General features: G+C 46.6%; 30 protein-coding genes. 18 read left to right on the top strand and 12 right to left on the bottom strand.

What is annotated here, in order from left to right; all coding sequences use genetic code 11:
• The first annotated feature begins 20 nt into the window (after positions 1 to 20).
• From AC0S1O_RS01280 to AC0S1O_RS01265, 4 genes are read left to right on the top strand one after another with little or no spacing between them, the layout of a single operon-like run.
• On the top strand, positions 21 to 1,631 hold the full coding sequence (locus AC0S1O_RS01280; protein ID WP_475393955.1) for a formate--tetrahydrofolate ligase: 1,611 nt from the start codon (positions 21 to 23) through the stop codon (positions 1,629 to 1,631).
• Between the two features lie 53 nt (positions 1,632 to 1,684).
• The gene (locus AC0S1O_RS01275) at positions 1,685 to 2,689 is read left to right on the top strand and encodes a TIM barrel protein (RefSeq protein ID WP_475393954.1); all 1,005 of its coding nucleotides are present in this window, start codon (positions 1,685 to 1,687) and stop codon (positions 2,687 to 2,689) included.
• Positions 2,690 to 2,694: 5 nt separating this feature from the next.
• On the top strand, positions 2,695 to 3,231 hold the full coding sequence (locus AC0S1O_RS01270) for an SIS domain-containing protein (RefSeq protein ID WP_475393953.1): 537 nt from the start codon (positions 2,695 to 2,697) through the stop codon (positions 3,229 to 3,231).
• Positions 3,222 to 3,602: an RNA-binding domain-containing protein gene (locus AC0S1O_RS01265; RefSeq protein ID WP_475393952.1), complete on the top strand. Its 381-nt coding sequence runs from the start codon at positions 3,222 to 3,224 to the stop codon at positions 3,600 to 3,602. Before AC0S1O_RS01270 ends, AC0S1O_RS01265 begins: the two co-directional genes overlap by 10 nt.
• Here AC0S1O_RS01265 and AC0S1O_RS01260 read toward each other — a convergent pair.
• The gene (locus AC0S1O_RS01260; protein WP_475393951.1) at positions 3,595 to 4,704 is read right to left on the bottom strand and encodes a CPBP family glutamic-type intramembrane protease; all 1,110 of its coding nucleotides are present in this window, start codon (positions 4,702 to 4,704) and stop codon (positions 3,595 to 3,597) included. The genes AC0S1O_RS01265 and AC0S1O_RS01260 overlap by 8 nt on opposite strands.
• A 172-nt stretch (positions 4,705 to 4,876) precedes the next feature.
• Here AC0S1O_RS01260 and AC0S1O_RS01255 point away from each other — a divergent pair, with 172 nt between their 5' ends.
• Positions 4,877 to 5,746: an archaellin/type IV pilin N-terminal domain-containing protein gene (locus tag AC0S1O_RS01255; protein ID WP_475393950.1), complete on the top strand. Its 870-nt coding sequence runs from the start codon at positions 4,877 to 4,879 to the stop codon at positions 5,744 to 5,746.
• Positions 5,747 to 5,757: 11 nt separating this feature from the next.
• Positions 5,758 to 6,102, top strand: coding sequence for a FlaD/FlaE family flagellar protein (locus tag AC0S1O_RS01250; RefSeq protein WP_475393949.1), 345 nt, complete (start codon positions 5,758 to 5,760; stop codon positions 6,100 to 6,102).
• Here the strand turns inward: AC0S1O_RS01250 and AC0S1O_RS01245 are convergent.
• The 5 genes from AC0S1O_RS01245 to AC0S1O_RS01225 all read right to left on the bottom strand — a co-directional run bounded on the left by AC0S1O_RS01245 (position 6,094) and on the right by AC0S1O_RS01225 (position 9,436).
• Entirely contained in the window at positions 6,094 to 7,242 is a 1,149-nt protein-coding gene (locus AC0S1O_RS01245) for a tRNA pseudouridine(54/55) synthase Pus10 (RefSeq protein ID WP_475393948.1), read from the bottom strand. The two genes, AC0S1O_RS01250 and AC0S1O_RS01245, sit on opposite strands and share 9 nt — an antisense overlap.
• 101 nt (positions 7,243 to 7,343) lie before the next feature.
• Positions 7,344 to 7,958, bottom strand: a complete 615-nt coding sequence (locus AC0S1O_RS01240; RefSeq protein ID WP_475393947.1) for a MarC family protein — start codon at positions 7,956 to 7,958, stop codon at positions 7,344 to 7,346.
• A gap of 14 nt (positions 7,959 to 7,972) precedes the next feature.
• Positions 7,973 to 8,245: a UPF0147 family protein gene (locus AC0S1O_RS01235; RefSeq protein ID WP_015282902.1), complete on the bottom strand. Its 273-nt coding sequence runs from the start codon at positions 8,243 to 8,245 to the stop codon at positions 7,973 to 7,975.
• A gap of 10 nt (positions 8,246 to 8,255) precedes the next feature.
• Positions 8,256 to 8,558 carry an Lrp/AsnC family transcriptional regulator gene (locus AC0S1O_RS01230; RefSeq protein WP_475393946.1) on the bottom strand — a complete coding sequence of 101 codons (303 nt, stop codon included), beginning with the start codon at positions 8,556 to 8,558 and terminating at the stop codon, positions 8,256 to 8,258.
• 50 nt (positions 8,559 to 8,608) lie between these two features.
• The gene (locus tag AC0S1O_RS01225) at positions 8,609 to 9,436 is read right to left on the bottom strand and encodes a radical SAM protein (protein ID WP_475393945.1); all 828 of its coding nucleotides are present in this window, start codon (positions 9,434 to 9,436) and stop codon (positions 8,609 to 8,611) included.
• Between the two features lie 82 nt (positions 9,437 to 9,518).
• Between AC0S1O_RS01225 and AC0S1O_RS01220 the strand changes: the two genes are divergently transcribed.
• The 7 genes from AC0S1O_RS01220 to AC0S1O_RS01190 are packed head-to-tail and all read left to right on the top strand — an operon-like array spanning position 9,519 to position 14,795.
• The gene (locus AC0S1O_RS01220) at positions 9,519 to 9,800 is read left to right on the top strand and encodes a hypothetical protein (protein WP_048103962.1); all 282 of its coding nucleotides are present in this window, start codon (positions 9,519 to 9,521) and stop codon (positions 9,798 to 9,800) included.
• A complete protein-coding gene (locus tag AC0S1O_RS01215; protein ID WP_475393944.1) occupies positions 9,797 to 10,402 on the top strand; it encodes an METTL5 family protein in 606 nt (201 codons plus the stop codon). Before AC0S1O_RS01220 ends, AC0S1O_RS01215 begins: the two co-directional genes overlap by 4 nt.
• Positions 10,403 to 10,423: 21 nt before the next feature.
• Entirely contained in the window at positions 10,424 to 10,597 is a 174-nt protein-coding gene (locus AC0S1O_RS01210; RefSeq protein WP_475393943.1) for a hypothetical protein, read from the top strand.
• Between the two features lie 44 nt (positions 10,598 to 10,641).
• The gene (locus AC0S1O_RS01205) at positions 10,642 to 10,860 is read left to right on the top strand and encodes an LSM domain-containing protein (RefSeq protein ID WP_015282896.1); all 219 of its coding nucleotides are present in this window, start codon (positions 10,642 to 10,644) and stop codon (positions 10,858 to 10,860) included.
• Between the two features lie 2 nt (positions 10,861 to 10,862).
• Complete coding sequence (locus AC0S1O_RS01200; RefSeq protein ID WP_475393942.1) at positions 10,863 to 12,641, top strand: RAD55 family ATPase; 1,779 nt, start codon at positions 10,863 to 10,865, stop codon at positions 12,639 to 12,641.
• Positions 12,642 to 12,646: 5 nt separating this feature from the next.
• Positions 12,647 to 14,239: a bifunctional N(6)-L-threonylcarbamoyladenine synthase/serine/threonine protein kinase gene (locus AC0S1O_RS01195; protein WP_475393941.1), complete on the top strand. Its 1,593-nt coding sequence runs from the start codon at positions 12,647 to 12,649 to the stop codon at positions 14,237 to 14,239.
• On the top strand, positions 14,232 to 14,795 hold the full coding sequence (locus tag AC0S1O_RS01190; RefSeq protein WP_475393940.1) for an XTP/dITP diphosphatase: 564 nt from the start codon (positions 14,232 to 14,234) through the stop codon (positions 14,793 to 14,795). The genes AC0S1O_RS01195 and AC0S1O_RS01190 overlap by 8 nt, the downstream gene beginning before the upstream one ends.
• A 92-nt stretch (positions 14,796 to 14,887) precedes the next feature.
• Here AC0S1O_RS01190 and queC read toward each other — a convergent pair whose 3' ends face one another.
• The 3 genes from queC to AC0S1O_RS01175 are packed head-to-tail and all read right to left on the bottom strand — an operon-like array spanning position 14,888 to position 16,666.
• Positions 14,888 to 15,595 (bottom strand): 7-cyano-7-deazaguanine synthase QueC, encoded by a 708-nt coding sequence (gene queC / locus AC0S1O_RS01185; RefSeq protein ID WP_475393939.1) that lies wholly within the window; start codon positions 15,593 to 15,595, stop codon positions 14,888 to 14,890.
• Entirely contained in the window at positions 15,592 to 16,068 is a 477-nt protein-coding gene (locus tag AC0S1O_RS01180; RefSeq protein WP_475393938.1) for a 6-pyruvoyl trahydropterin synthase family protein, read from the bottom strand. Before AC0S1O_RS01180 ends, queC begins: the two co-directional genes overlap by 4 nt.
• A 22-nt stretch (positions 16,069 to 16,090) precedes the next feature.
• Entirely contained in the window at positions 16,091 to 16,666 is a 576-nt protein-coding gene (locus tag AC0S1O_RS01175; RefSeq protein WP_475393937.1) for a hypothetical protein, read from the bottom strand.
• Between the two features lie 108 nt (positions 16,667 to 16,774).
• Here AC0S1O_RS01175 and xerA point away from each other — a divergent pair, with 108 nt between their 5' ends.
• The gene (gene xerA, locus AC0S1O_RS01170; RefSeq protein ID WP_475393936.1) at positions 16,775 to 17,629 is read left to right on the top strand and encodes a site-specific tyrosine recombinase/integron integrase; all 855 of its coding nucleotides are present in this window, start codon (positions 16,775 to 16,777) and stop codon (positions 17,627 to 17,629) included.
• Here xerA and AC0S1O_RS01165 read toward each other — a convergent pair.
• Complete coding sequence (locus AC0S1O_RS01165; RefSeq protein WP_475393935.1) at positions 17,592 to 18,722, bottom strand: geranylgeranyl reductase family protein; 1,131 nt, start codon at positions 18,720 to 18,722, stop codon at positions 17,592 to 17,594. The genes xerA and AC0S1O_RS01165 overlap by 38 nt on opposite strands.
• Before the next feature lie 83 nt (positions 18,723 to 18,805).
• Between AC0S1O_RS01165 and rqcH the strand changes: the two genes are divergently transcribed.
• Both rqcH and AC0S1O_RS01155 read left to right on the top strand, forming a co-directional pair.
• Positions 18,806 to 20,596 (top strand): ribosome rescue protein RqcH, encoded by a 1,791-nt coding sequence (gene rqcH, locus AC0S1O_RS01160; protein WP_475394499.1) that lies wholly within the window; start codon positions 18,806 to 18,808, stop codon positions 20,594 to 20,596.
• 55 nt (positions 20,597 to 20,651) lie between these two features.
• Positions 20,652 to 21,155, top strand: a complete 504-nt coding sequence (locus AC0S1O_RS01155) for an Lrp/AsnC family transcriptional regulator (protein WP_475393934.1) — start codon at positions 20,652 to 20,654, stop codon at positions 21,153 to 21,155.
• A 4-nt stretch (positions 21,156 to 21,159) separates the two neighbouring features.
• Here AC0S1O_RS01155 and AC0S1O_RS01150 read toward each other — a convergent pair whose 3' ends face one another.
• A complete protein-coding gene (locus AC0S1O_RS01150) occupies positions 21,160 to 22,386 on the bottom strand; it encodes a 3-isopropylmalate dehydratase large subunit (protein WP_475393933.1) in 1,227 nt (408 codons plus the stop codon).
• Between the two features lie 74 nt (positions 22,387 to 22,460).
• On the opposite strand from AC0S1O_RS01150, the gene AC0S1O_RS01145 reads away from it, so the two are divergent.
• Both AC0S1O_RS01145 and AC0S1O_RS01140 read left to right on the top strand, forming a co-directional pair.
• A complete protein-coding gene (locus AC0S1O_RS01145; protein ID WP_475393932.1) occupies positions 22,461 to 22,847 on the top strand; it encodes a thioesterase family protein in 387 nt (128 codons plus the stop codon).
• On the top strand, positions 22,844 to 23,617 hold the full coding sequence (locus tag AC0S1O_RS01140) for a carbon-nitrogen hydrolase family protein (RefSeq protein ID WP_475393931.1): 774 nt from the start codon (positions 22,844 to 22,846) through the stop codon (positions 23,615 to 23,617). The genes AC0S1O_RS01145 and AC0S1O_RS01140 overlap by 4 nt, the downstream gene beginning before the upstream one ends.
• Here AC0S1O_RS01140 and AC0S1O_RS01135 read toward each other — a convergent pair.
• Entirely contained in the window at positions 23,598 to 24,806 is a 1,209-nt protein-coding gene (locus AC0S1O_RS01135) for an MFS transporter (protein WP_475393930.1), read from the bottom strand. The genes AC0S1O_RS01140 and AC0S1O_RS01135 overlap by 20 nt on opposite strands.
• Between the last annotated feature and the right edge of the window lie 55 nt (positions 24,807 to 24,861).

The raw sequence follows: 24,861 nt of genomic DNA, 5'->3' as shown, positions 1-24,861 counted from the left end.
AGGAATAATCTTTCTCAACCATGTTGCCCATAGATGAAGTTGCCTCAAAGGTAGAGATAGAGAACCTCATCCACTACGGAAATTACAAGGCAAAGATCCCTCTTGAGGAGATCTGGAGGAGGGAAAGGAGGGCCAAGGTGATTCTGGTAACTGCCATAAATCCCACTCCCCACGGAGAGGGTAAAACAACAACGTCCATAGGCACCAGCATGGCATTCTGGAGGATGGGAAAGAGTAGTATTGTAACCCTGAGAGAACCTTCCCTTGGACCCGTTTTCGGTATAAAGGGAGGTGGCACAGGAGGTGGAAAAAGCACCGTTGCGCCCAGTGAAGATATAAATTTGCACTTCACCGGTGATTTTCATGCCATTCAAATAGCCCACAACCTTCTTTCCACGGTGATCAACAATGCAATATTCCACAATGTTGAGCCATGCCTTGACAGGAAGAAAATTCTCTGGAGCAAGGTTATGGACCTGAATGCCAGGGAGTTGCGGGGCATAGTTGAAGGCCTTGGTTCCAATGGCGGGGCTGTTATGGAAAACCATTTTGAGATAACCTCTGCAAGTGAGATATCCGCCATAATCGCAATTGCCAAGAATTACAGGGATTTGAAGGAGAGATTATCCAACATCCTTGTGGGATTCAAAAACGATAAAAGTCCAGTGTTCGCTCGGGATTTCAATGTGGTGGGAGCAATGGCCGCCGTGCTTAGAGATGCCCTGCTTCCAAATCTTGTACAGACATCGGAGGGCACACCTGCGGTTGTGCATGCGGGTCCCTTTGCCAATATTGCCCACGGGCATAATTCGCTCCTGGCCGATGAGATTGGTATGCGCTATTCAGATTACCTTGTAACGGAGGCCGGATTTGGCTCTGATCTTGGTGCCGAGAAATTTGTGAACATTGTTGCGAGGATGGGTGATTTTGATATCAGTGGTGCCGTGCTCGTTACCACGGTTAAGGCGCTGAAGTACCATGGCGGGGTGAAGAAGAAGCACCTTGATGAGGAGAATGTGGAGGCCCTGGAGAGGGGTGCATCCAACCTTCAGAGGCACATAGAGATTGTGCGGAAACTTGGATTCGAGCCCGTTGTTGCCATAAACCACTTCCCGCAGGATACGGAACGCGAGTTGAGCAGGTTGCAGGAAATAGTGGAGGATATGGACGTCAAATTTGCACTCAGCGAGGTGTTTGCCAAGGGTGGGGAGGGCGGAATTGAGATTGCCAAGCATCTTGAGGGCATAGAGCCCAGGAAGCCGCGGTTCACATACAAACTTGATGAGCCCATAAGGGAAAAGGTTGAGGCCATAGCCACCGAGATATATGGTGCCAGCGGTGTGGTATGGGAACAACAGGCGAAGAAGGATCTTAAACTGATTGATAAACTTGGATTCAACGATTTCTACGTGTGCATGGCGAAGACACAGTATTCTTTAAGTGATAATCCAAAATTGCTGGGGACACCCGAGAATTTTGAGGTGCATGTTCGTGCTTTGAAGATCTCCTCCGGAGCGAGGTTCGTGGTTCCGCTACTCGGCGATATAAACACCATGCCCGGTCTTCCCACAAAGCCGGCTGCGGAAAATATTGATCTCACCGATGATGGCCGTATAGTTGGTCTCCACTAATTTTTTATTCGTTTTGCGAAAAGATTATTACTTTCAATGCAATATACGCACAGATGTATCGTTTTGGTCTTGCCGGAATACCGTTATCGTGCAAGGGACGCACGTTGAAGGATGCCATAGAGGATACCCACAGGATGGGTCTCCATGCCATGGAGATTCAATTTTTGCGTGTCAATGTTCAGGAGAGAAGCGTTTATGATGAGGTGGGTTTGAAGCCCAGGGAGATTGAAAATGCCCTTATTGTGGAGGTTCTACGTCCTGATGAGGAGGGCAACTATCAGCCCATCGGTATAGATACGCAACTGGAGGAGGACGATATTCTTCTTGAACTCTTCTGGAACCTCGCCACAAGTTATGGAGAGTTGAAAAAACTTGGGAATTTGGCCAGGGAACTAGATGTGCAGTTGAGTTTGCACACCCCCTATTATATGGACCTTGTTTCAAACACAGAACTGACTGAGAAATCGATGGATTACATAATTTGGGGAGGGTTGCTTGCCAACGAGATGGGGGCAAAATACGTTGTCAATCACATCGGTCTGTACGGGGATCTCAGCAAGGCTCAGGCGATGAAGAACGTTGTGGCCAATGTGAAGAAGATAAAGGCAAGGTACAGGGAACTCAAACTCAAGCCAAAACTGGGATTTGAAACCTCTGGTAAGCAGGTGGTTTTTGGAAGTTTGGAGGAGGTAATTTCACTTTCAAAGAAGGTCAAGGGAGTTTTGCCCGTTGCCAATTTTGCCCACATACATGCCAGAACAAATGGTTCACTAAAGGATCAGAAAAAATTCGAGGAGGTATTTGATAAACTTGCACCCTTCTGGAAGGATGAGTACTATGTGCATTTTGCAGGAGTTTTTTATGAGAATGGCAATGAGACGGCCATAGTTCCCATAAAGAAGGGAGACCTCAAATTCGAAACCCTTGCCAATGTCTTGCTCAACAATGAATATAACATTACAGTTATCTCTTCCTCCCCGCTTCTTGAGCATGATGCCGCATACATGCGCGTTATAATGGAACGTGTTCTTGCCAGAAGGCTTGCAAAGAAGAAGTGATGCGCATGTTCCATGAGGCTTACAGGTACATAATTGAGAGCATAAATGAGTCGTTGGATGCCGTTGATATTTCCCTGGTAAACAGGGCCGTGGAGATGATATCCTCCGCAAAGCAGATCTTTGTTTACGGCTCCGGCCGTTCGGGTCTCGTGGGCAAGTTCTTCGCCATGCGCCTGGTGCAGTTGGGGCTTGTTGCTTATTTCATTGGTGAGACCATAACTCCCGTGGTCAATCCTGGAGATGTGGTTGTGCTCGTATCCAATACCGGGCGCACACAATCAACGCTCCTCGTGGAGAGTATTGTAAAGAGGATCAACGCTAGGGTGATTGCTGTAACATCCGATGGGTCCTCCCCCCTTGCGGAGAATGCAGATCTCACATTCATAATCAAATACAGTAAAACAAGGGGTGAACTTGCTCCCATGGGTACTCTCTTTGAAGATGCATCCGTTGTATTCTTTGATTCGCTCATAGCAGCGCTTATGAAGAAACTTGGCCAGAGTGAGGAGAATATGAGGAGGCGCCATGCCATATGGGTTTAGAGATCCTGATTGAGGCGGAACTGCACCCAACGGAGGATGTGGAGAAGATTAAAAATGCCATATTGAATATATTTCCAGATGCCAAATTGGAAATCCTCGCGGGAGAGATCAGGGGTATATCTCACAGTGTTGATACCCTGGGAAAGATTCTGAAGGAGATGAGAATAAGGGATGCGGCTCGCAGTGTTTTTCTGAGCAATCTATACGATGATGAGATCGTTTTTTCAATAAGCAAGCAGGCGGCCACTGTTGGAAAGGTGAATTTTTCCGTGGGCAATGTGCCTCTTGGAAATATAAAGATAATAATGAGGGGCGAGAATTTAAGGGAGATAGTGGATATGATTGCCCCTGACACGAGAAAGCTCAGTTGAAGTAGTTTGGCTCATCTGGATTATCATCTCCCACCTTTATTTCAGTGCCGCAAATGACGCATCTAACAGTGTTTTTATCAACGTACTGGAATACTCTACCTCCGCAGTTTGGACATACTAGGTTGGTCCATGAAACGTTTGTACCCCTTTTATTATCCTGCTGCTTGCCCTTCCCAGATTTTTTCCTGGAGAAGTAGTTTATTGTTCTGATAGTGTAGGATACGAAGAAAATCAAACCCAGAATTGCCATGGCCAGCATCAGGAATCCGAAAAGGTAGGAGAATCCCTTTTCCAGTCCCATCGGTATGCTTATGAAATCGGTCATGAAGTGCAGCATTATGGATGCGTATATACCATAGCGAATGTAGAGATAACCCAAGACAAGGCCACCCACAAATGTTGGAACCATTTTCCAAAATCCCCATGCCGACACGTGGGCCGCTGCAAAAACTATTGCGGAGAGCACGATGAATACGGCTTCAACGGTGGTGATTTTTCCATAACCACCAAATATGCGTATTGGGGACACCCTTTTTCCCTTGATAATGTAAAAGAGATACACAGGTATGCCCAGGAACGCGGTTCGGACGATAAGTTCTTCGTACACAGAGGCATGGAGCAAACTCAGCATTTGCTGCCATATAGGCATCTTCCCGATTCCCGGTGTGTGGGGTGTGTATCCGAACATGAGGAAGATGTAAACAACGAGCATGCTGAAGAATATGTTCAATGCGTACAGTTCCGAGAGTTCCTGGAATGGGTTTCTTCTGTAAGCAGAAGGATTTTTTACAAAACTTCTGTAATATGGTACTATCCCGTAGAAGAGCATGAGTATGACCGATGCCGATATTGCAGATGCCAGAAAGATGTACCATGCATAACCAAAGAAACCCTTTAGATAGAAAATCAACACGGGGGTGGGCCATACTGGAAATGGTATAACCACATAAATTGGAATGGCAAAATAGGTATCGTGTATGTACGGAACAAGGTAAAACAAACTGTAGAGCATGTAAGCGAAAATTGTGATTATTATTGTCAGTGCTATCAGTGAGGCTATGAAGGATGATATTTCCTTCAGGGTATGAAGTGGGGATCTCATAAAGAGGAGAATGGCTGGTTTGATAAAGTTTTTTCGTGATTTTGTTCCATAATAGATAATCATGAGAAAAGGTATTTAAAATCAGGTCAAATTATCATTAATCGTTCTCAAAAATGAGAATGTCTCCATGCTATCACCTGCGGGCACAGGGCCCTCTTAGGAGAATGTCAAAATGAAGAAGGTGTATAGGAGAGAAAAGGGCGAAATGGGCGTGGGCACACTCATAATATTCATCGCAATGATCATAGTGGCCGCGGTGGCGGCAACAGTGCTGATACAGACGGCATATATGCTCCAGCAACAGGCCATGGAAACAGGGGACATAGCCGTACAGGATGTCGCCACGGGTTTCAAGGTGATCACCATTCAGGGCATAAGAAGTGATGTGATGTACACAAACGAAACTCTGGGTAACATATCCTCTGGAGACACGGTGTTCACAGGAACCCTGAAACATGTGCCGGTGAATCCCCACAGCGTGGTTATTACCAATGGGACCTTTGTTGTTAAGGACGATGGTACAGGAAACCTCGTGCCAGTGGTTGGCAATGTGAGCGGGACAATAAACTACAATACTGGAGAGGTGAAACTGATACTCCCACAGGCAGCCACGGCAAGTAGTGAGGTAAATGCCACCTACGGCTCGGGATACAGTCCAACAATAACTTATCTGGAAATCAAGGTTGGGCTCATGGCAGGAAGTCCTCCGATCTCGCTCTACAGCGTGCTCGTGGAAATAACCGATGGGTACACAGATGCCACCCTGACCTATGATCCAAACGCCCAGAATTTCACGGATCTCACAAACGGAACATTCGGAGTGCAGATAGCGAGGGATATGCCACCATCCAACTGGGAGAGGGATAGGGTTATAACCTCCGGAGATGTGATAAAGATACTGATAAATGCATCGGCTGTGGGGCTTTACCTGGCTCCCCAGACCAGCGTGATGATAAAACTCATACCAAAGCACGGAGTGCCGAATCTGGTGGAATTTGAAACCCCATCCACGTACACAACGAAGTACATAAATCTCTGGTGAGGAGGTGAAAAATGATACTTGAAAGGATAGGGGATGATCCAAGAAAGCACGTGCTGGCGATGAAATGGCTTGCGTACATGATGCAGCACGTTGATCATCAGGGCCTGGAGAGGGTACTGGATTACTACGAAAAAATAGGATGGATAGGCACCCGTGCCAAGGAAGAATTAAACTCCATCGCCTCGGGTCTTAAATCCACGGGAAAGGGAGAGTGGACCCTGCCCTTCAGGGTTCACCTCACCTCCCTGCTTTTCATATCCAAACTGGCTGATATGCCAATTGAGAGGGAACTCACAGGTATCAATGCCTACATTGACAGTTTGATAAACAGCCCGGAGGAAATTCTCTCAATCTAGGATTTCTATAACATCCAGCCACAGGACCTCCACCTTTTTGCCAAGTTTCTCCGCCAGGCTTGGAGTTGTTCTTCCTCCATCACCGTGCATAAGTTCCTTTATGTACGTACCGCTCTGGGCAAGCACCTCCACAACCCATGTATCTCCCTCTCCTTCCACAAGTTTTATCTCGTAGACCTCTCTGATTCTAACCTTGTCAGCCCTCCGATGCTTTACCCTTGTTGGGGTACGCTGTGAGATTTTGCCCACTAGAGATGCCAGCGTCCTTTCCATATCCCCCTCATTCGCATCCACCTTGATTCCAACCCTGTACCTTTTTCTGGGCGCGGCTCTCTTTATTTTCTGAATCTCATCCTTCGTGGCAAATCTCAAATCCATAACCTCTACCTTTCCGCTGGAGTTGATCTCTTCCTGTATTTTTTGCAGATCCACCCTTCTCCTTCTGGGTGCCTTTATTTCAACTATGAAGGGTCTGCCATTTCCAAGCATTCTCGCATCAATGTCTTCCCTTCCCATTCCATGGAGAGCATGACCAGAACCTCCGGTGATTTTCATAATGGGCGCGGCTATTATCTCCTCCACGCTCTCCTTATATTTTCCAGAGGGCCATTTTGTCTGTGGTATGCCACGCACCAGTTTTCTGTATCTTCCATAGATGAGAAGAGGTTTTATTTCAAGGCGCACATCATCGTATTCAGTGTCCACTATGACAGTTATATCCGGACTTTTGGTGGTGGCCTCCTTACCGGTAAGGGACATAACAATTTTTCCCAGTTCCCGGTTGAATTCTCTGTTTATGGGCTCGCCCACGCTCCCGAATTTCATCCTGTACTCCTCATCCCTGGCTATGGTCTCTCCTGAAAATCTGGAGCCTATCATAAAGGTATCATACTCATAATCCTTGAGTATTTGGGCAATGTAGTGGGCATAATCTTCGAGCCGGGAAAATATGTTATTGCAAACCTCACAGTTTTCGGGAATCAATGTTTCAACATCCACGTTGTTTTCCATTGCAAACATAACCCTTATGGCCTTCCCCCTCTCTTCGTTGCTCAACCCGTGCCCAAGCAGGGCGTATATCCTTCCCAGGCAGTGATTGCATATTGGAAGTTTTGCAGTTTCAATATTCACCTTATCCATGGGCCCCTCATAGCGCAAATGATAAATTATTTTTTCTCATATTCCACATGCCCAGGAAACCGGTGGGCTCGAAGAAATGAGAGTCCATCGCTCCCCCTGGGCTATATTCCGAAGTACTGAGATATTCCGTCGAGTATGTACTGGACTGCGAAGGCAGCAACCAGGAGACCCATAACGCGGGTGAAGGCCCTGGCGCCCTTCTCCCCCATTATTCTTGAAATGTAATTTGCACCCAGAAATATCAATGCTGTCAGGAGGATTATGGCTATTATGGATACCGCAATTGATATGCTCTCTCCTGGATACTTTCCCATAAGAATGATCACGAGGGATATGGCACCGGGACCGGCGAGCATGGGGGTTCCCAGGGGCACGATGCCCACATCTCCTGTCTCCTCATGGAGTGCAGTTTTCTTGTTTGTGCTTCTTGGTTTGTCTCCCTCCTTCACCATCTCAATACTCACCATGAGCATCAGAAGACCTCCCGCAATCATGAGGGCTTCAATGGATATTCCCATAAAATCGAGGATGTATATGCCCAGGTACTCAAAGAATATGAGAAGAACTATGGCTGTGATGGAGGCCTCCTTTACTATTCTCCTCTTCTGCCCCTCGCTAAGCCCGGCTGTCAGGGACATGTAAAGAGGGAGGGCTGCGAAGGGGTCTATAACGGCAAATAGGGGTATGAAAATGTGAAGGAAGGTATTCAGATCCATAATTTGACTCCCGATCAGGACGATATCTCCTTGGATAGGGTTTCCAGTTTGCCCATTATCATATAAACCATAGTTCTACCGTGAACGGGTATGTTGGGATCATTTGCAATCTCATCAAGGGCGAATATGGCGCTTGCAATACGTACATCCAATGCCTGGCCATTCTTGGTAAGAATATCCTTGGCATTTGAAATACCCTTCCTTATATTTCTTGGGAGCGAGGTATCTTCACTCAACTCCTCCAGCATACCAACTATCTCCTGGTAAAGTTTGTCTTTTTCGCTCATATTTATCACCTCATTCAAATTTTATTCCTCTCTCCTTGTAGGTGTTCACAACCATCATGGTTTCGGTCTTCATAACACCATCAAGTTTGGAGAGTTTGTTCACAATGAAATCCTTCAACTCTCCGTAGGAGGGGAATTTCACCTTAACGATAATATCATACTCCCCGGTGACGAGAAAAACATCTTCCACGTTGGTAAATTCCCTTGCCTCGTTTGCAAAATCCTCAATACTCTTTGTGTCAACCTTCACCCCAATAAGCGCGGTCACAATCTGATTGTTGTAATAAGCACTCATTATTGAGTCATCTTCCATGGAAATCACCTCGGTCTTAATATCCTTTCACATATTTATATTTTCCCGACTTAGGGGAAAACGCAGCATGTTTCCATGGGCCTTACCTCTATGCCCTTATCCCTCATGTACCTCATTGTTTTGAGGGAGGGAATAACTATTCCCTTGAAATTCAGGTCAACCGCCTCCCGTTCCAGATTCACGAATTTTCTTGGACGCATGCATCCCAGCACCACTCTCCTGGGATTGATCTTTTTTGCCGCATATCTGAGCACATCAATTGCGTCCTCCTCTTTTACCTCCACGTTCTCCATGGGTGTGCCCTTCGTGGGAATGAGAACTATAAGCACGAGATTTGAGAACCTTTTCAAATCTGCAATGAAATCCACGGTGCCGTATTCCCATTCCACCTTCCCAAAATTGAGCCCTATTATTATGTGGGGGGAGTAATTGAGGGGGGAATCATCGAGCATTTCAAGTGCACGGAAATAATCATCCTCGCTCCTATTCAATCCCAGAACTTTTCTTATTGCTTCAGTTGATCCCACAACGTCAAAGGATATGTGGTGTGGAGCCATCTCTTCAAGGTAGTTCATATCCTCCCTGTCAATTATTCCGGTGTGCACGTTAACCAGAAGATCAGTGTTTTCCACAATCCACCTCACCGCATCCTTGAACCTTCTCAGGGGTACCTTTCCGTTGGGCATGGAGCCCCCGCTCAGAAGGAAACCGTTAATACTTTTTTCTTTATCCTTAACAAATTTCAGCAGTTTCTCTGGAGTTTCCACGGGTACCATATGCTCAAGGTACTTCCCGTTGCAGTGCTTGCAGTGCAGTGCGCAGAATTTTCCCGTCACGGAGAGCGAAGGAAACCTATTTCCAGGGTAATATATGTACACCCTTCGACAATTGCGAGGGAGTAAATATGCATTTTGGTGCAATGGCAAAAATTATTTATCTCAATAGGGTATTGGAAAGTTGATGGGTAGAAGGTACAGGGTTGCAGGCCAAACTTACGTGGATAGGGTGTACGTGCCCTACGTGCTCATCCCGCTCTGGCAACTGAAGTTGAGGGAGAAATACGGCATAGAGGTTGATAAGGAAATTGTGAGAATTCTCGTGGAGGCAAGGTACAGCAAATCAACGTGGAAGTGGCGCAGGGCAATGAAGAAGGTTGCTGAGGAACTGAAAAACAGGGGAATATCGGCGACCCATGCCTCTGAACTTGCACATCGTCTTGTAAGGGCAGTGGCAACTCAATGAAGAAGAAAAAACTGGAAATTCTGCTTGAGGGCGTGGATAAATACAGAAACCCCAAGCCCTTTTTTGAGCAGTATTTCACTCCGGCTTCCATAGCATCTGATATTCTTTTTCTTGCCCATTCTCTTGGTGATATTGAGGGAAGGGAAATTGCGGATTTTGGTGCGGGTACCGGCATATTTTCCATAGGCGCCTGTCTTCTGGGAGGAGATGTGTATGCTGTGGAAATTGATCCGGAAGCGGTTGTGATTCTGGAGAAAAATGCTGAAAAATTCAAATGCAATTTTCAAATTTTTAATGATGATGTTGAAAATTTTGATATGCATGTTCACACCGTTATACAGAACCCCCCATTTGGCTCGCAGAGAAAGCATGCAGATCTCCCATTTCTCAGAAAGGCCATGGAAGTTGCCCGTGTGGTTTATACTCTGCACAATGCCGTAACTGCGGGTTTCATAGAGGAGAAAATTGAGGAATTTGGGGGAAGGATAACCCACAAAAGGGTTTACAAGTTTCCCATACCAAGGATGTTCCATTTTCACACACACGACCGGGTTTACGTTGATATGGTGCTTTACAGAATATGCGTAGGAGAATTTAAATAGGGGATTACATATTGGCAATTTATGGATTCAATTAAGGAGCCAGAGCCTAGGGCTGAAGACGTTGCCAAACTTGAAAATGAGGTAAAGGCTTTGAGGAGGGAGGTCAGTGAGATGAAGGAACTCATTCGCAGTCTCTTGCAGGTCCTTATGGAGAATGTGGATGAGGATGAGGAGGATCTATACAACTACACCTAAAAAAATTTATATGGGGGTGCTCATTGGGTAGGAGGTGATTGAAAATGACAATGCCTTTGAAAATGCTTGAAAATTTCATGAACAAGAGGATATCCCTGCTTTTGAAGGACAACAGGGTGCTTGAGGGCAAACTTGTGGGTTTCGATGATTACATGAACATGGTCCTCATGGACACGGAGGAAAAGACGGAGGAGATGACCCGCAGGTTGGGCACGGTGATTCTCAGGGGAAATAATGTGGTCAGGATGTCCCTAATCGGATGAGAATGACCGAGAAAATTGAAGTTATCTGTCCCCACTGCGGGGGAATAATAGACGAAAAAACCCTCACCTGCAAATCCTGCGGCAGGAAGTATACTAGGAAGGAGTACGAGGAATTGAAGAACGAAATTCTTTTGAAAAGCTGGTTGCTGGGTGACGATCTTAAGGTTATTGAAGAGGATCGCAATATGCTTGATAAATGGCTTGAGGGTGATGAGGAAAGCTTCTTTGGTTTTATGGAGGAGAAGGGCCGTGGTGAAGAGGCCCAGGAAGTTAAAGCCAGGGTGGAGGAGGCAAAAAAAGCCTCAACTGGCAATGTGGATGTTGATAAACTCATTGAGGAAAATATAAAACTGAAGAGCCTGCTGGATGTGGAATTTGCTAAGAGGGAGGAGTTGGAGAGAGAGATTGAGGCCCTCCGGAATGAGATTGAAGAACTGAAAAGAGAGGCCTTGAAACCCCTGCCTGAGGATATAAGGGAACTGAAGAAGAAGGAAATTGAACTCAGGGAGGAGATAATAAGACTTGAGACCGAAAAGAAGAGGAAAATGCTCGAGTTGGAGAGAACTCCCGTCATTGCCCTATCTCCTGAGGAAGTAGAGGATCTTAAAAAGATCATCAAGGAGGGTAATGTTGAGGAACTTGTGAAGAAGATAGATGAGCTTTCCAGGGAACTGGCTGAGAAGGACAAGCAACTTGAGGATCTGAAGGCGGAGATCAAGATAAAGGAGGACGAGATGAAGAAACTTCAGGAGATGCTTAAGTACAAGGAGGAAGAACTGATAAGAAGGGAAGAGGATCTTCTTTACAGGGAGAAGAAAATTGAGGCACAACTAAAGCAGCTGCAGATGATAAAGAAAGAGATAGGGAATATGGATGAGATAATGTTAAAGCGCAGGTTGGAGGATCTGCAAGAAGAAATTCAGAGGAAAGAGGAGGAGTTGAGGGCCAAGGAGAAGTACCTGCGCATGAAGGAGAAGGAGATAGAGGCAAAATTAAAGGGTCTTGCCGAGGAGGAAGTTGCCCTTGCCGAGGAGGAGGTTAAGATAGAAATTCGGGAAAGAAAGGTTCGCACAGGTACAAGGCGTCTAGATGATCTCCTCTATGGAGGATTTCCCATGGGCTCCAACGTTCTAATTTATGGACCTCCCTACAGCAGCAAGGAGGTTCTTGTGTATTCCTTTATAGCGGAGGGCCTTCGTAAGGGTATTCCTGCCATATGGATTCTCACGGATATCACGGTTGAGGGGATTCGTGAGGATATGAGTTACGTTCTTCCAACCTACGAGCAGTACGAGAAATTGGGACTCGTGTATTACATAGATGCGTATTCCAAGAGCATAGGGGACACCACTGAAATAGAGGGAGTCGTATATCTGGATTCCCAGAACGATGTGGATGGTATAATGCGTGCTGTGGATGATATTGTGAAGAAGATAAAGGAGAAGAGCAAGTACTACAGGCTTGCATTTCGCAGTCTGTCCACGGTGATGGCTTACCTTGATCCTCAAGCACTCCTTCGGTTTTTACAGCCATTCACAACAAAGAGAAAGAGGGACAATGCCGTTTCACTCTACCTTCTTGAGAAGGGATTGCACAGTGAGAATGAGATTCAGATGGTTGGATACACCATGGATGGTATGATTGAGTTCAAGATAGAGGCACATAAGATATATCTCACGGTGCATGGCATAACCGAAGTGCAGAGCAGGAACTGGATAGAGGTTACGGCCAGCAAGAGTGGTATAACCCTTGGTTCGTTTACCCTCGGGCATATAAGGTGATATTTTTGATAGTCCTTGGGATTGAGGGCACGGCACATACAGTGGGTGTGGGTATTGTCACAGAGGATAGGGTTCTCGCCAACGTATCCCACATGTACAGACCTCCTGAGGGTGGAATTCATCCCAGAGAGGCAGCGAACCACCATGTGCAGTACCTTCCAAAAATTCTTGAGGAAGCTCTGAATGTTGCAGGCATATCTCCTGAGGATATAGATGGTGTGGCATTCTCTCAGGGTCCGGGGCTTGGTCCCTGCCTGCGCACAGTGGCCACTGCAGCCCGTGTGATGAGTTTGAAGTTGAAGGTGCCCTTGGTGGGTGTGAATCACTGCATAGCACATCTGGAGATAGGAAGGTTCACCACAGGTGCAGAGGATCCTGTTATGCTCTACGTATCCGGTGGAAACACCCAGGTTATATCCTACGCCTCCGGCAGGTACAGGGTGTTTGGAGAAACCCTGGATATTGGCGTTGGAAATATGCTTGACAAACTTGCGAGGGAAATGGGTGTGCCCTTTCCCGGTGGCCCCAGATTGGAAAAACTTGCCCTTCAGGGGGAGAAGTACATCCCGCTGCCCTATTCTGTTAAGGGTATGGACATGGCCTTCTCAGGCATTCTGACCGCTGCAATTAACAAACTGGGTGAGGAAAGAAAAGAGGATATTGCATACAGTGTGCAAGAAACGGTCTTCGCCATGCTCACAGAGGTAACGGAGAGGGCACTCACGCATCTTAGAAAGGATGAAATTCTCCTAGCCGGTGGAGTGGCAAGGAACAAGCGTCTTCAGGATATGCTGAGGGTTATGGCTGAAGAGCGCGGTGCCCATCTCTACGTACCTCCCGGAGAGTTTTGTACAGATAATGGGGCAATGATCGCCTACTTGGGTTTGCTTTTTTTGAAGCATGGGGTTTCCATGAATGTTGAGGAAACTCAGGTAATCCAGAAATTCCGCACGGATGCGGTGCAGATCCCCTGGGAAGTCAGGAGGCATAGGAGGGAATACGTAGAGGCACCCGGGGCAGAGGCTATAATCTCCCGTGAGAAATTCTTTGACCGTAGGGTTGTGAGAAAAACAAGGCCGTCCAAGGGGTATCGTATAGCAGCCCTGGATGGGAGAATAAGGAAATTGCGTACAAGAAAAGAGGCAAGGATGATGCACGAGTTGAAGAGGCACGGTGTGAGGAGCCCTGTGATTTATGATCTGGACGATTACGAAATTGTTATGGAAGAAATAGATGGTGCAACCTTAGCAGATGTGCTCAACGATATGCCCCAAGAGGATGCAAGGAAAATAATCTTTAAAATAGCGGAAACCGCCGCGATGATCCACACTGCGGGATTCTCCCATGGGGATTTCACCACAGGGAATATGATACTTTCAGGTGAAGATATCGTGATCATAGACTGGAGTATGGCCGAGCAAAATGCGACCCTGGAGGATATGGCTGTTGATCTTGAGATGTTTGAAGAGACCTTCAAAGCCGCGCATTTTGTCCACAAAAATCTTCTGAAGGATTTCTTTTCCCGTTATCGCGGGTTGATGGGTACTGAGATCTTGAGGCAGGTGGAGGGGATTAAAGGGAGGCGAAGGTATGTTTAAAATAATAACCCACAATGTGCACAAGTATCAGGAGATGAAAAAGATAATTCCCTCGCTTGAAATGATCAATATGGAGTACCCGGAGATTCAGGCCGATAGCCTTGAGGATGTAATTGATTTTGCCCTGAATTACCTTGCCGATGAAATAGAGGGGGATTTCATAATTGACGATTCCGGATTGTTTATACATGCCCTCAATGATTTTCCCGGAGTTTATTCCGCTTACGTTTTTCACACACTTGGAAATGAGGGTATTCTAAAATTGATGGAAGGCTTTGAAGACAGAAGGGCCACATTCAAGACCGTTATAGGGATGCACATTGCCGGTGAGAATTTCAAATTTGTGGGTCTCTGTCATGGTAATATTGCCAAAGAACCCCGTGGCACCAATGGATTTGGATACGACCCCATATTCGTCCCGGAGGCATCTGATAAAACATTTGCGGAAATGAGCACGGAGGAAAAGAACAGGGTATCTCACAGGGGCAAGGCCTTAAGAAAGGTTAGATCATTTCTTGAAAGATTTGCCCCTGGCACAGTTGATGCAGAGTCCTAAACTTGCCACATAGTGATCCTCACAAACGGGTCTTCCGCACATTTTGCACACATGCGTTGCAGGTGCACCGCAGATATAGCATCTTCCAAGTATCATTTTTTCCTCCTTAGATATTCAAGGTAGAATTCAGGATAATGTTCGTACTCAAGTGGATCCTCGTAGCCTGCCTCCATAAAACCCTTCAGGCGCAGAAGGCAGGAATCGCATCTTCCGCAGGCCTTCTCTCCTCCTCTGTAGCAGGACCACGTTAGTTGGTAGGGCACTCCAAGTTCCATGCCCTTCTTTATTATTTCCGCCTTGGTCATGTGGATTATAGGGGCTATTATTTTTATGGGCTTTCCCTCCACACCTCTCTTCGTACCAAGATTTGCACACCTTTCAAAGGCCTCCACGTACTCGGGTCTGCAATCGGGGTATCCTGAATAATCGATGGCGTTTGCCCCGTAGAATATGGCATCGGCATCTATCACCTCTGCATAGGCGAGGGCATAGGAAAGTAAAATTGTATTTCGTGCGGGCACATATGTTATTGGAATTTCCTTCTCAATATCCTCCACATTCCTTGATGGGACTTCAATGTCATCCGTTAGGGCACTTCCCCCTATCTGCCTGAGGTCAATCTTGAGAATTTTGTGGGGAACCCTGTAATATTCTGCAATTTTCCTTGCACTCTCCAGTTCCCTTGAATGCCTCTGCCCATAGTCAAAGGATAGAGCATGCACTTCGTACCCCATATCAAGGGCCATTGCAAGCACCGTTGATGAATCCAAACCCCCTGAGAGCAAAACAACGGCCCTCATGGGTTCACCTCCATATAGTGACATGCACCCTGGCCCGGCCCTTCATCAACGCACACCTCAATGCCCTTCACATTTCCTGGAAAATTTATCCTTCGAGATATTATTTTTGAGAAGTATATGGCGAGTTCTTCGGCTGTTACCAGGGGTATGTCCAGAAAGGCAATTTCATCCCTCGGAAATGCATATTTTTTCCCTTCAAACGAGACTTCAACGGTATCCCCAATTATTTTGTGCCCTATGTACCTGGTATCTCTGGGGAGAAGAAGCCTGTGATCCAGTTCATCGCATATGCTCCGTACCTCTCTCTTCAAGTCCACAAAGTCGTATAGAATTCCGCCCTCTGGCTCTCCGAATATTCTTATCCTCACCCCGTAATCATGCCCGTGTATGCGGGAGCATTTGTGATGTGAGGGAATGAAATGCGAGGCGGAGAATTTGAATCCAACTTTCCAGCCATCTATTTCAAGCATCATACTTCCCAATGCGGTTATTGATTTATAATTTTTCTCCCTCTTTGATCTCTTTCACAATCTTTGTTCCCTCTGCTGTGAGCAGCAGATCGGAGGATATGAACCCCATGAATTTAAGGTCCTCTATTATTTTTTCAATCTCCCCAATTTCCATGTCCAGAAGATAGCTGATCAGAAGGTTGTCCTTCATTCCTGTGTAGAGGAGAAGTAGAATTTTCTTATGTTTTTCTGTGATCTCCACAATTTTCTCTCCTATCATCTTTGTGAGTATGGCCCTGAGTTTCAGAGTAACATCAAAACTTGCAGATATGAGTGATGTCAGTATGTGCCTTTTATCTCCAAATTCGTAGTGCTTTATTTCAAGAATATTTGCCCTTGACCAGCCCATGGGTGGCGATATGCGGGGGTATTTATCCCTCTCGGCAAGGGATACTATTTCGTCGTACTTGACCTCAATGAACCTGTCAAGTTTTTTGAAGAGAATCCTCCTGTTTGTCAGGTAAATCCTGCCCAGTATCCACTTCTTATCATCATATACTGATCTATCCCTGCCGTATCCAACGATGTAGTAAACCTGTGCCTGGGCTATGAGTTTCTCCATCTCACTTTTATTAGTGCTTCTTTTTATATCTAATTTTTGGATTGATTCTCACCGTGCGATGAAATTATTTGCAAAAGTTTTAAATACCATGCCTTCTTAGTATGACTAATGTCTGACAAATTTGGAGACTATGTTGACAACGAGGTCAAAAAATTTGCCCAGTACCTGAGGGGAGAGAAGAGGAGCGAGAACACGGTTAAGGAGTATGTGCATTTTGTGCGTGATATGCTTCTCCATATTGGAAAGAGGGCCGAGGAAATAACTCTTGGAGATTTGAACAGGTACAAGATGTACCTATCCACAAGAAAGCATTACAGCAAGAATTCCCTCTATCTGGCGGTAAAGGCCATAAGGGCCTATTTCAAGTACAGGGATCTGGACACGGCCAGTAAACTCACCGCTCCCAAGAGGCCAAGGCAGATGCCCAAGTACCTGAGTGAGGAGGAGGCAAAGAGATTGATTGAAGCCTCCAGGGAAAATCCCAGGGATTACGCCATAATCTCGCTTCTCGCCTATTCCGGGCTCAGGGTCAGTGAACTTTGCAATTTGAAATTTGAGGATGTTGATTTTGATGGGCGCATAATATACGTTCGCTCTGGAAAGGGTGATAAGGACAGGATAGTTGTTGTCAGTCCCCATGTGATCGAGGCACTTCAGGATTATCTCCTCACCCGGGATGATGATATGGTTTACCTCTTCTCCTCGCGCAAGAGTGAGAGGATATCCCGCACTCAGGTGTTCAGGATTGTTAAAAGATACGCCAAGAAGGCGGGTATAAGGAAGGAGGTCACCCCGCATGTTCTTCGCCACACGCTTGCAACCACAATGCTTCGCAGGGGTGTGGACATAAGGTTCATACAGCAGTTCCTCGGGCACAGCAGTGTTGCCACCACGCAGATTTACACCCATGTGGATGATGCAACCCTCAAATCGGTTTACGATAGGGTCTTGCAGGAATACTGAGGTACTTGAGCAGGGAGGGTTTTTTTCTGAGCACCTTCATAACAACCCGCGAGGGATAGTCAATATCACCCTCTTCGTTAATCACCTCTATTATCTTATCATCGTTCAAATCATTCACAATCGCGTTGAAATCCTCGTCTCTTATCTTTCGGTATATCCTGTGCAGGTATGCCGCTTTTTTCAGTTCCCTTCCTATGCTCCTCTTCCAGCATACCTCGTACTCTCTAAGTCCTGTCTCTCCGTAATCTCCGATTTCTAGTGCCCTGGAGATCACCTCTATTGCACATTTTGAAGCCATAAGCCCAGGGTAAACTCCACCACCGCTGGTGGCCTTCACATGACCGGCAGCATCGCCCACGATGATCATACCATTATCGTAGGTCCTTTCCACGGTGCCTATGGGGATACCCCCTCCTGAGATGGATAGGGCCTGCACCCTCAATTTCTTCAGGAATCTCTTGAGGTAAATCCAGGAATTTCCATAACTTGCAAGACCTATTTTAACGAGATCGTCAAACAGGGGTATGATCCAGGCAAAAAATCCCGGGGCAATGGAGGAACCCAGAAATATGTGCACATTCTCCAGATCATCCACGGGATAATGGGCGATTACCTGTGAGGCGCCTAAAATTTTTGGACTTTTTATGTTCATGCTCTTCCTCACGACGCTGTTTATCCCATCTGCTCCCACGATTATCCTTGCCCTGTACTCTCCTCTTTGAGTCCATATTCTTGGATGCTTAACTCCCCTCACCCTCTCCCGCAGATGAATTTCTGCTCCCTTATCAGCGGCCATTCTTGCCATTCCCCTGTCAAATTCAACCCTATTCACCACGTAAGCCTTCACATCATCCTTTCCTATTTTCAGGGTTTTTCCATTTGGGGCGTGGATTGTAGCTCTCTTTGCGGCATGCAGAACACCCATTTTTGGTACGATTTCAAATATGTGGGTTGAAAACAGGCCCGAACAGTGGGAAGGATTACCTATTTCGGGATGCTCTTCAAAAATCGCAACTTCGTAGCCCAGGGAAGATAGTTGCCCCGCAATGAACAGCCCTATGGGCCCAGCACCCACAATCGCAACATCAAGCACGTATGAGTTAATGCCTCTCTGTAAATAATTTTTGTGCCAAAAATCTTTATTTCATGGTGAAATGGGGGATTATGAAGGATGCGATGCTGTCCCTTGATATTCACGCGTGGCTCAAAGAAAACAGGGATGTGATAGAGGGTGGATTTTTCAAAAAAATATATCAGATCGGGGAGAGGGAGTTTCTTTTCAAAATCTACAAGGGCGAGACCCGCCCGCTCTATGTAAATCTCCGGGGCTGGATATTTTTTCAGGCCAGGGAGACGCCCCTGGAGCCAAGCATGTTCGTAATGTTCCTGCGCAAACGTTTTTCGGGCAAGAAGATACTCCGATTTTACCAGTTGAATTTTGACAGGATAGTTGTTTTTGAAACCCAGGACGGTTATCAACTGATTCTGGAACTCTTTGGGGAGGGAAACGTTGTTGTTGTGAAGGATGGAATAATTGAAAGGGCCTTTGTGGAGAGGGAGTGGAGACATCGCAGGATCATGCGGGATGAGAATTATACGCCTCCACCACAGGCACTTCATCCCCTTCAGGATCTCGATCTCCTGTGCGAGGAGATTGAGAATTCAAAGTACGATGTTGTCAGAACAGTGGCGAGAAAATTCAACCTTGGAAGGTACGCCGAGGAGGCATGCCTGCGTGCCGGTGTGGAGAAGAGCGCAAAAACCCTTGAAAGGGAGGAGTGTGAGAATCTTAAAAGGGCAATAAGGGGACTCTTTAATTTTGAGGGGGGATTTCTCTACGAGGATTTCTTCTCACCCATCCCTCTGAAGATGTACCCCTCCCCCATGGCGAGATTTGATACCTTCAACGAAGCCCTTGTGAAGTATCTTAAGAGCGAGCATGCTGTTGATAGTCCTGAGGTTCTGAGGATAAAGCGCAGGATAAGGGAGATAGAGGAATCCATCGAAAAATTCGCACGTGAAGAGGAGAAGAACAGGAAGATTGGAGAGTTGATATACGCTCATTTTGGGGAGGTTGAGCGTGCCCTGAGTGAGGCCAAGGGGGCGGAGATTTCCTATGGGGCAAGGGGAAAGACCATGGTGCTTGAGATTGAGGGCGTTCCCGTTGAACTTCGCGTAGATAAAAGTGTAGGTGAAAATGCGAGCCTGTACTATGAGAGGGCAAAGAAGATGAGGGAAAAGATAAAGGGGGCCCAGCAGGCCCTTGAAAAGGCTAAGGAGGAACTCAAGAGTGCCAAAAAAAAGGAGGAGAAGAAAAAGAAGGAGATAAGGAAGTCTAGGCGCAGGTTCTGGTTTGAGAAGTACAGGTGGTTCATAAGTTCAGAGGGCATCCTGGTTATAGCAGGAAGGGATGCCAAGACCAATGAGGAGGTAGTGAAAAAGCATCTGGGTGATAGGGATCTCTACATGCATGCTGATATCCACGGTGCCCCAAGTGTGGTGATCAAATCCGAGGGAAAGGAGATAGGGGAAAAGACCCTTTACGAGGCGGCCCAGTTTGCTGTTAGCATGTCAAAGGCCTGGAACGCCGGATTTGGAAATCTCAGCGCGTACTGGGTTTATCCCTCCCAGGTTAGCAAGATGGGAGAGAGCGGGGAGTACGTTGCCCGTGGTGCCTGGGTTGTACATGGCAGGAGAAATTACATTCACAAGGTTCCACTGCGCCTGGCTGTGGGCGAGATTGAGCATCAGGGAGTTAAAATGGTCATGTGCGGTCCTGTATCAGCAATCTCTGCAAGGAGCGAGAGATGTGCGGTAATAGAGCCGGGAGATTTGAAGAAGAACGATTTTGCCAAGCAGGTATCCTCTGAATTTGGCATTCCCGTGGATGAGGCCCTCCGTTTGCTTCCCCCCGGAAAAATCAAGGTTGTTGAGATCAAAAATTTAAAAATCATAAATTTGCGTTAAGGAATTGAAAAATTTAAATACGAAAAGCGTTATTATGTTAACGAAAGGTGGTATTATGGAGCCATTAAGATGCAATTTGATAGCAAGATGGAAATCGCTTGATAGAACCTTGGTGCCTGTGGATGATCTTGATCTATCAATTCTCTGTGCCCTGAGGGAGAATGCCAGGATATCGAATCTTGAACTTGCCAAGCATCTGGGAGTTAGCGAGGCAACCGTGAGAAGAAGAATAAAGATTTTGGAGGAGAAGGGAATAATCAAGGGTTATGCGGCCCTTGTTGATTGCCATGCTGTGGAGAACAGCATAAAGGCCTTCGTGTACATAAAGGTGGATAAGAGGCATATTGACGAACTTGCCCAGGAACTTATGAAGGAGAACAGGTTGATAACCCTCTACAGGATACTTGGAGAGTACGACTTGTTGTGTGAATGCCTGTTTTTGAGCATGAAGGAGTTGCAGGAGTTCACAGATAGAAAATTGAAGATGGAGGGAGTAATCTCAACGGTTACCCATGTGGTTTCCAAGGCCTATAAACCCTGTGAATGGGTTGGTCTCTGATTTTTTATTTCGGTATTGTGACCTTTCCAGTCACGGCGCTGGCTGCCGCTATGACAGGAGATACGAGGTACAATTTGCCAGGCCCCTGCTTTCCAGGGTAATTACGATTTGTGGTACTGAGATACGTTTCCTCTCCAATGAGCCCGGCCATGCCCTCTGCACATCCACCGCATCCCGGATTTGTGAGCACTGCTCCCGCTTCTGCAAATATCTCCCATATTCCCTCCCTCATCAATCTGAGCCAGATTTCCCTTGTGGTTGGAGTTATGGTGAGGGGGACCTTCACCTTCTTTCCCTTCAGAACCTTTGCGGCTGCCACGAGATCCTCATACCTGCCATTGGTGCATGAGCCTATGAACGCACCATCAATCTCCATACCTTCAAACTCACTCACAGGATGCACGTTGCAGGGATTTGGGGGTGCGGCCATGAGCGGTTCAAGACCATCAACATCTATGTGCACCTCCTCCACGTACTCTGCATCCTTATCGGCCTTGATGGGCTTGAAATCCATGCCTTTTGCATCGTAAAATGCCTTCAGTTTTGCATCCATGGGCGTGAATCCCACTATTCCTCCAATTTCCGTTGTCTGGGATGCCAGGGTTATGCGACCATCAATGCTCAGTGCATCTATTGCCTCCCCGTAATATTCTATTGCCCTTCCCAGGGCACCCGCCGGACCGAGTTCTCGCATAACAGCGAAGGTGAGATCCCTTGCCACTGCTGGCCAGGAGTATTTTCCCTCAACCACGATTTTCATTGTGCTCGGCACCTCAAACCATGTTTTGCCCGTTTTGAATGCAAAGGCAATATCCTTGTCACCCATTCCCTGGCCGAACACGCCCACAGCTCCCAGGATGTTGTAATGTGAATCTGTGCCCACAGCGGTCATTCCTGGTTTCACAACTCCCCTGTCTATGAGCACATGAGTTCCGATCCCCTGGTTTATGTCAAATACCCTTATGCCCGCCTCCTTGGCGAACTTCCTGCAAATGTCCTGGGCGAGGGCATATTTCAGGGTTTTGGCAGGCACGCTCAGATCGAAGGTGAAAAATGTGCTCTCTGGCTTTGCCACATAATTTCCGGAGAAATGTTTGCGAAGGTGCTTCACCACGTTTGGACCACCAAATTCCCTTGCGGTTATGATATCCAGATCAATCCACACGATTTTCCCCGGCTCAACCTTTTCCTCACTGTGCGCCTGGAGAATTTTCTCAACTATTGTTGGCATAATTGGAAAATGGAGGGCGAATAAATAATACTTTTGCTGTTAAATGTTTTTAATCTTCAAATCCATGCCCCTCTATGGAAATCCCCGAGAATGTGGAATATGAGTACGAAATTGAGGTCACGGAGGAACTTACCGCAAGGCAAATTGGCTTGAGTGTGCTCGTCTTCTCCACCCCATCGCTTGTCCAAACCCTGGAGATTGCGGCTTTAAGATGCGTGGCAAGGTATCTTGATGATGCCCATACTACAGTGGGCACTGGAATTTGCATAAAGCACATGAAGGCCACACCTCTTGGAGATCGTGTGAAAGCAAGGGCAAAACTGATAAAGGTAGAAGGACCAAAACTGGAATTTGAGGTTGAAGCATGGGATTCCAAGGGTAAGATTGCAGAGGGCAGGCATTACAGGTATGTGGTGAACAAGGAGAAATTTGAGGCCAAGATCAGGGAGATGATGGGATGAGAATTCTCCTGGCCCAGATGAGGCCGGAATTTGATGTGCGTAGAAATGCTGATAGATTGCTGAAAATTGTAAACTCCCACAGGGCCGACATTTACATATTTCCAGAACTGTACCTAACGGGATACCTCCTACGCGACAGGATCTTTGAAAGTGCCCTGAGTGTGGATGACGAGATCTTCTCAAAAATCAGGGAAATTTCGGAGGATAAAATCATAATCTTTGGATTCCCTGAAAGGGATGTGCATATGTACAATTCTGCGGCCATTGTACACAATGGTACTGTGGATGTAGCCAGGAAGATTTACCTTCCAAATTTCGGGCCCTTTGAGGAGAAACTTTACTTCAAATCCGGCTCAGATCCCTTGGTGATCGAGACGGAGTTTGGAAAATTGGGCGTTCAGATTTGCTATGATGCTTTCTTTCCCGAAATTGCGAAGATTCAGGCGCTCAAGGGAGCAGATATGATAGTGAACATATCGGCGAGTCCCATAACCTCCAGGGCCATGTTTGAGGCCATAATTCCGGCAAGGGCCATAGAGAACACTATCTTCTTCGCCTATGTGAACTGGGCTGGATTGCAGCGCACCATGGAGTTCTGGGGCGGCTCGATGCTCTACTCTCCCAGGGGGAAAATGCTCTACAAGGCGCCATATTTTGAGGAGAGCATAGGAATCGTGGATGTGGATATGCACGAGATAGATATTGCAAGAAGACTCAGGCCAACGCTCAGGGACACAAAGATTGAGTTTTTCAATCCACGATATCCATGAGTTTCTCAGCCCTTCTGTTCAGAAGTAGATAGGTTCCTATGAGCGCAACATATATTCCGGAGAAGATTAGAATGTGGATTATTCCGAAAATTGAGATCAGGAGGCCCATCATGCCCATTGAGATCAGGGCCGCGCCCTGAATTATGGCACCCTGAGCGCCGAAGACCTTACCCCTGTACTTGTCCTCAATGGCCTTCTGAAGTATGGCGTTGGTGGGGCTTGAGAGCAGGGAGTTCATTGCCCCGATTCCAAAGGCAACCAGCACGGCCATGAGGAAAAATGGAAGCACAGCCATAATGGATATCAGAAATCCTATGAGGATTACTCCCAGGCCTATTATGTGCACGTTCTTCATTTTTCCTGCTATGAATCCAACGAGGACGGAGCCGATGACCGCTCCGATGCCAAAGGAGGTTTCCAAAATTCCAAGGCCCACGATGTTCATGTGCAGAACATCCCTTATGTAGAGGGTGTAAATCACATTGAGCCCACCAACAACAAGCATTATGAGCCCGAACAGGGTGACGAGAAGTCTAACAACTCTATTTTTTGCCATGTATCTGAACCCCTCAGCCATCTCGTTGAGGGCCTTCTTTCCTGCCTTTTCAATCCTCTCCCTATGGCCTATGAGAAATATCATCAGGGCTGAGAATAGATAGGATGCGGAGTCGAATATGAATGTGGTTGTGTATCCAAGCAAAGCAACCAGGGCTGCTCCCAGGCCGGGGCCTATGACAACCGCAAGCATGTAGGTCATCTGGGATAGGGAATTTGCCTCAATGAGTTTCTCCTCCTTCACAATATTTGGTATGAGTGCATTCCTTGCGGGATAGAAGAATCTGGACACCGTGGAGAGAAGGAATATTAGCACGAGGAGATGCCACAGTTGGGTGGAGAATATGAAGGCCAGGGCTATAACACTGCGAATTATATCTGCCCAGATCATGGTGCTCTTTCTCTTCCACCTATCTACGAAAACGCCTGCAATGGGCCCGAAAATGAGAACGGGGAGAGAGGCAAATATGAAGAACAGGGAAACATCCGTGGCGGTACCATTCCACTTGAAAACTATCAGAGCCGCAAGACCTATAAAGGCGACTTCATCTCCAATGTTTGAAACCACCTGTCCTATCCAGAGTTTCAGGAAGTCTCGATTTCTCAGAACTCTTTTCATTCCTTCAAGGGTCACGAAGGATTTATTGAACCCTCTTATTTTACCTTTGCCCCACAAAAAGAAATATTTA

Source organism: Candidatus Aciduliprofundum sp. HYA1 (assembly GCF_056175085.1).
This window is presented reverse-complemented; position numbering and strand designations above follow the sequence as displayed.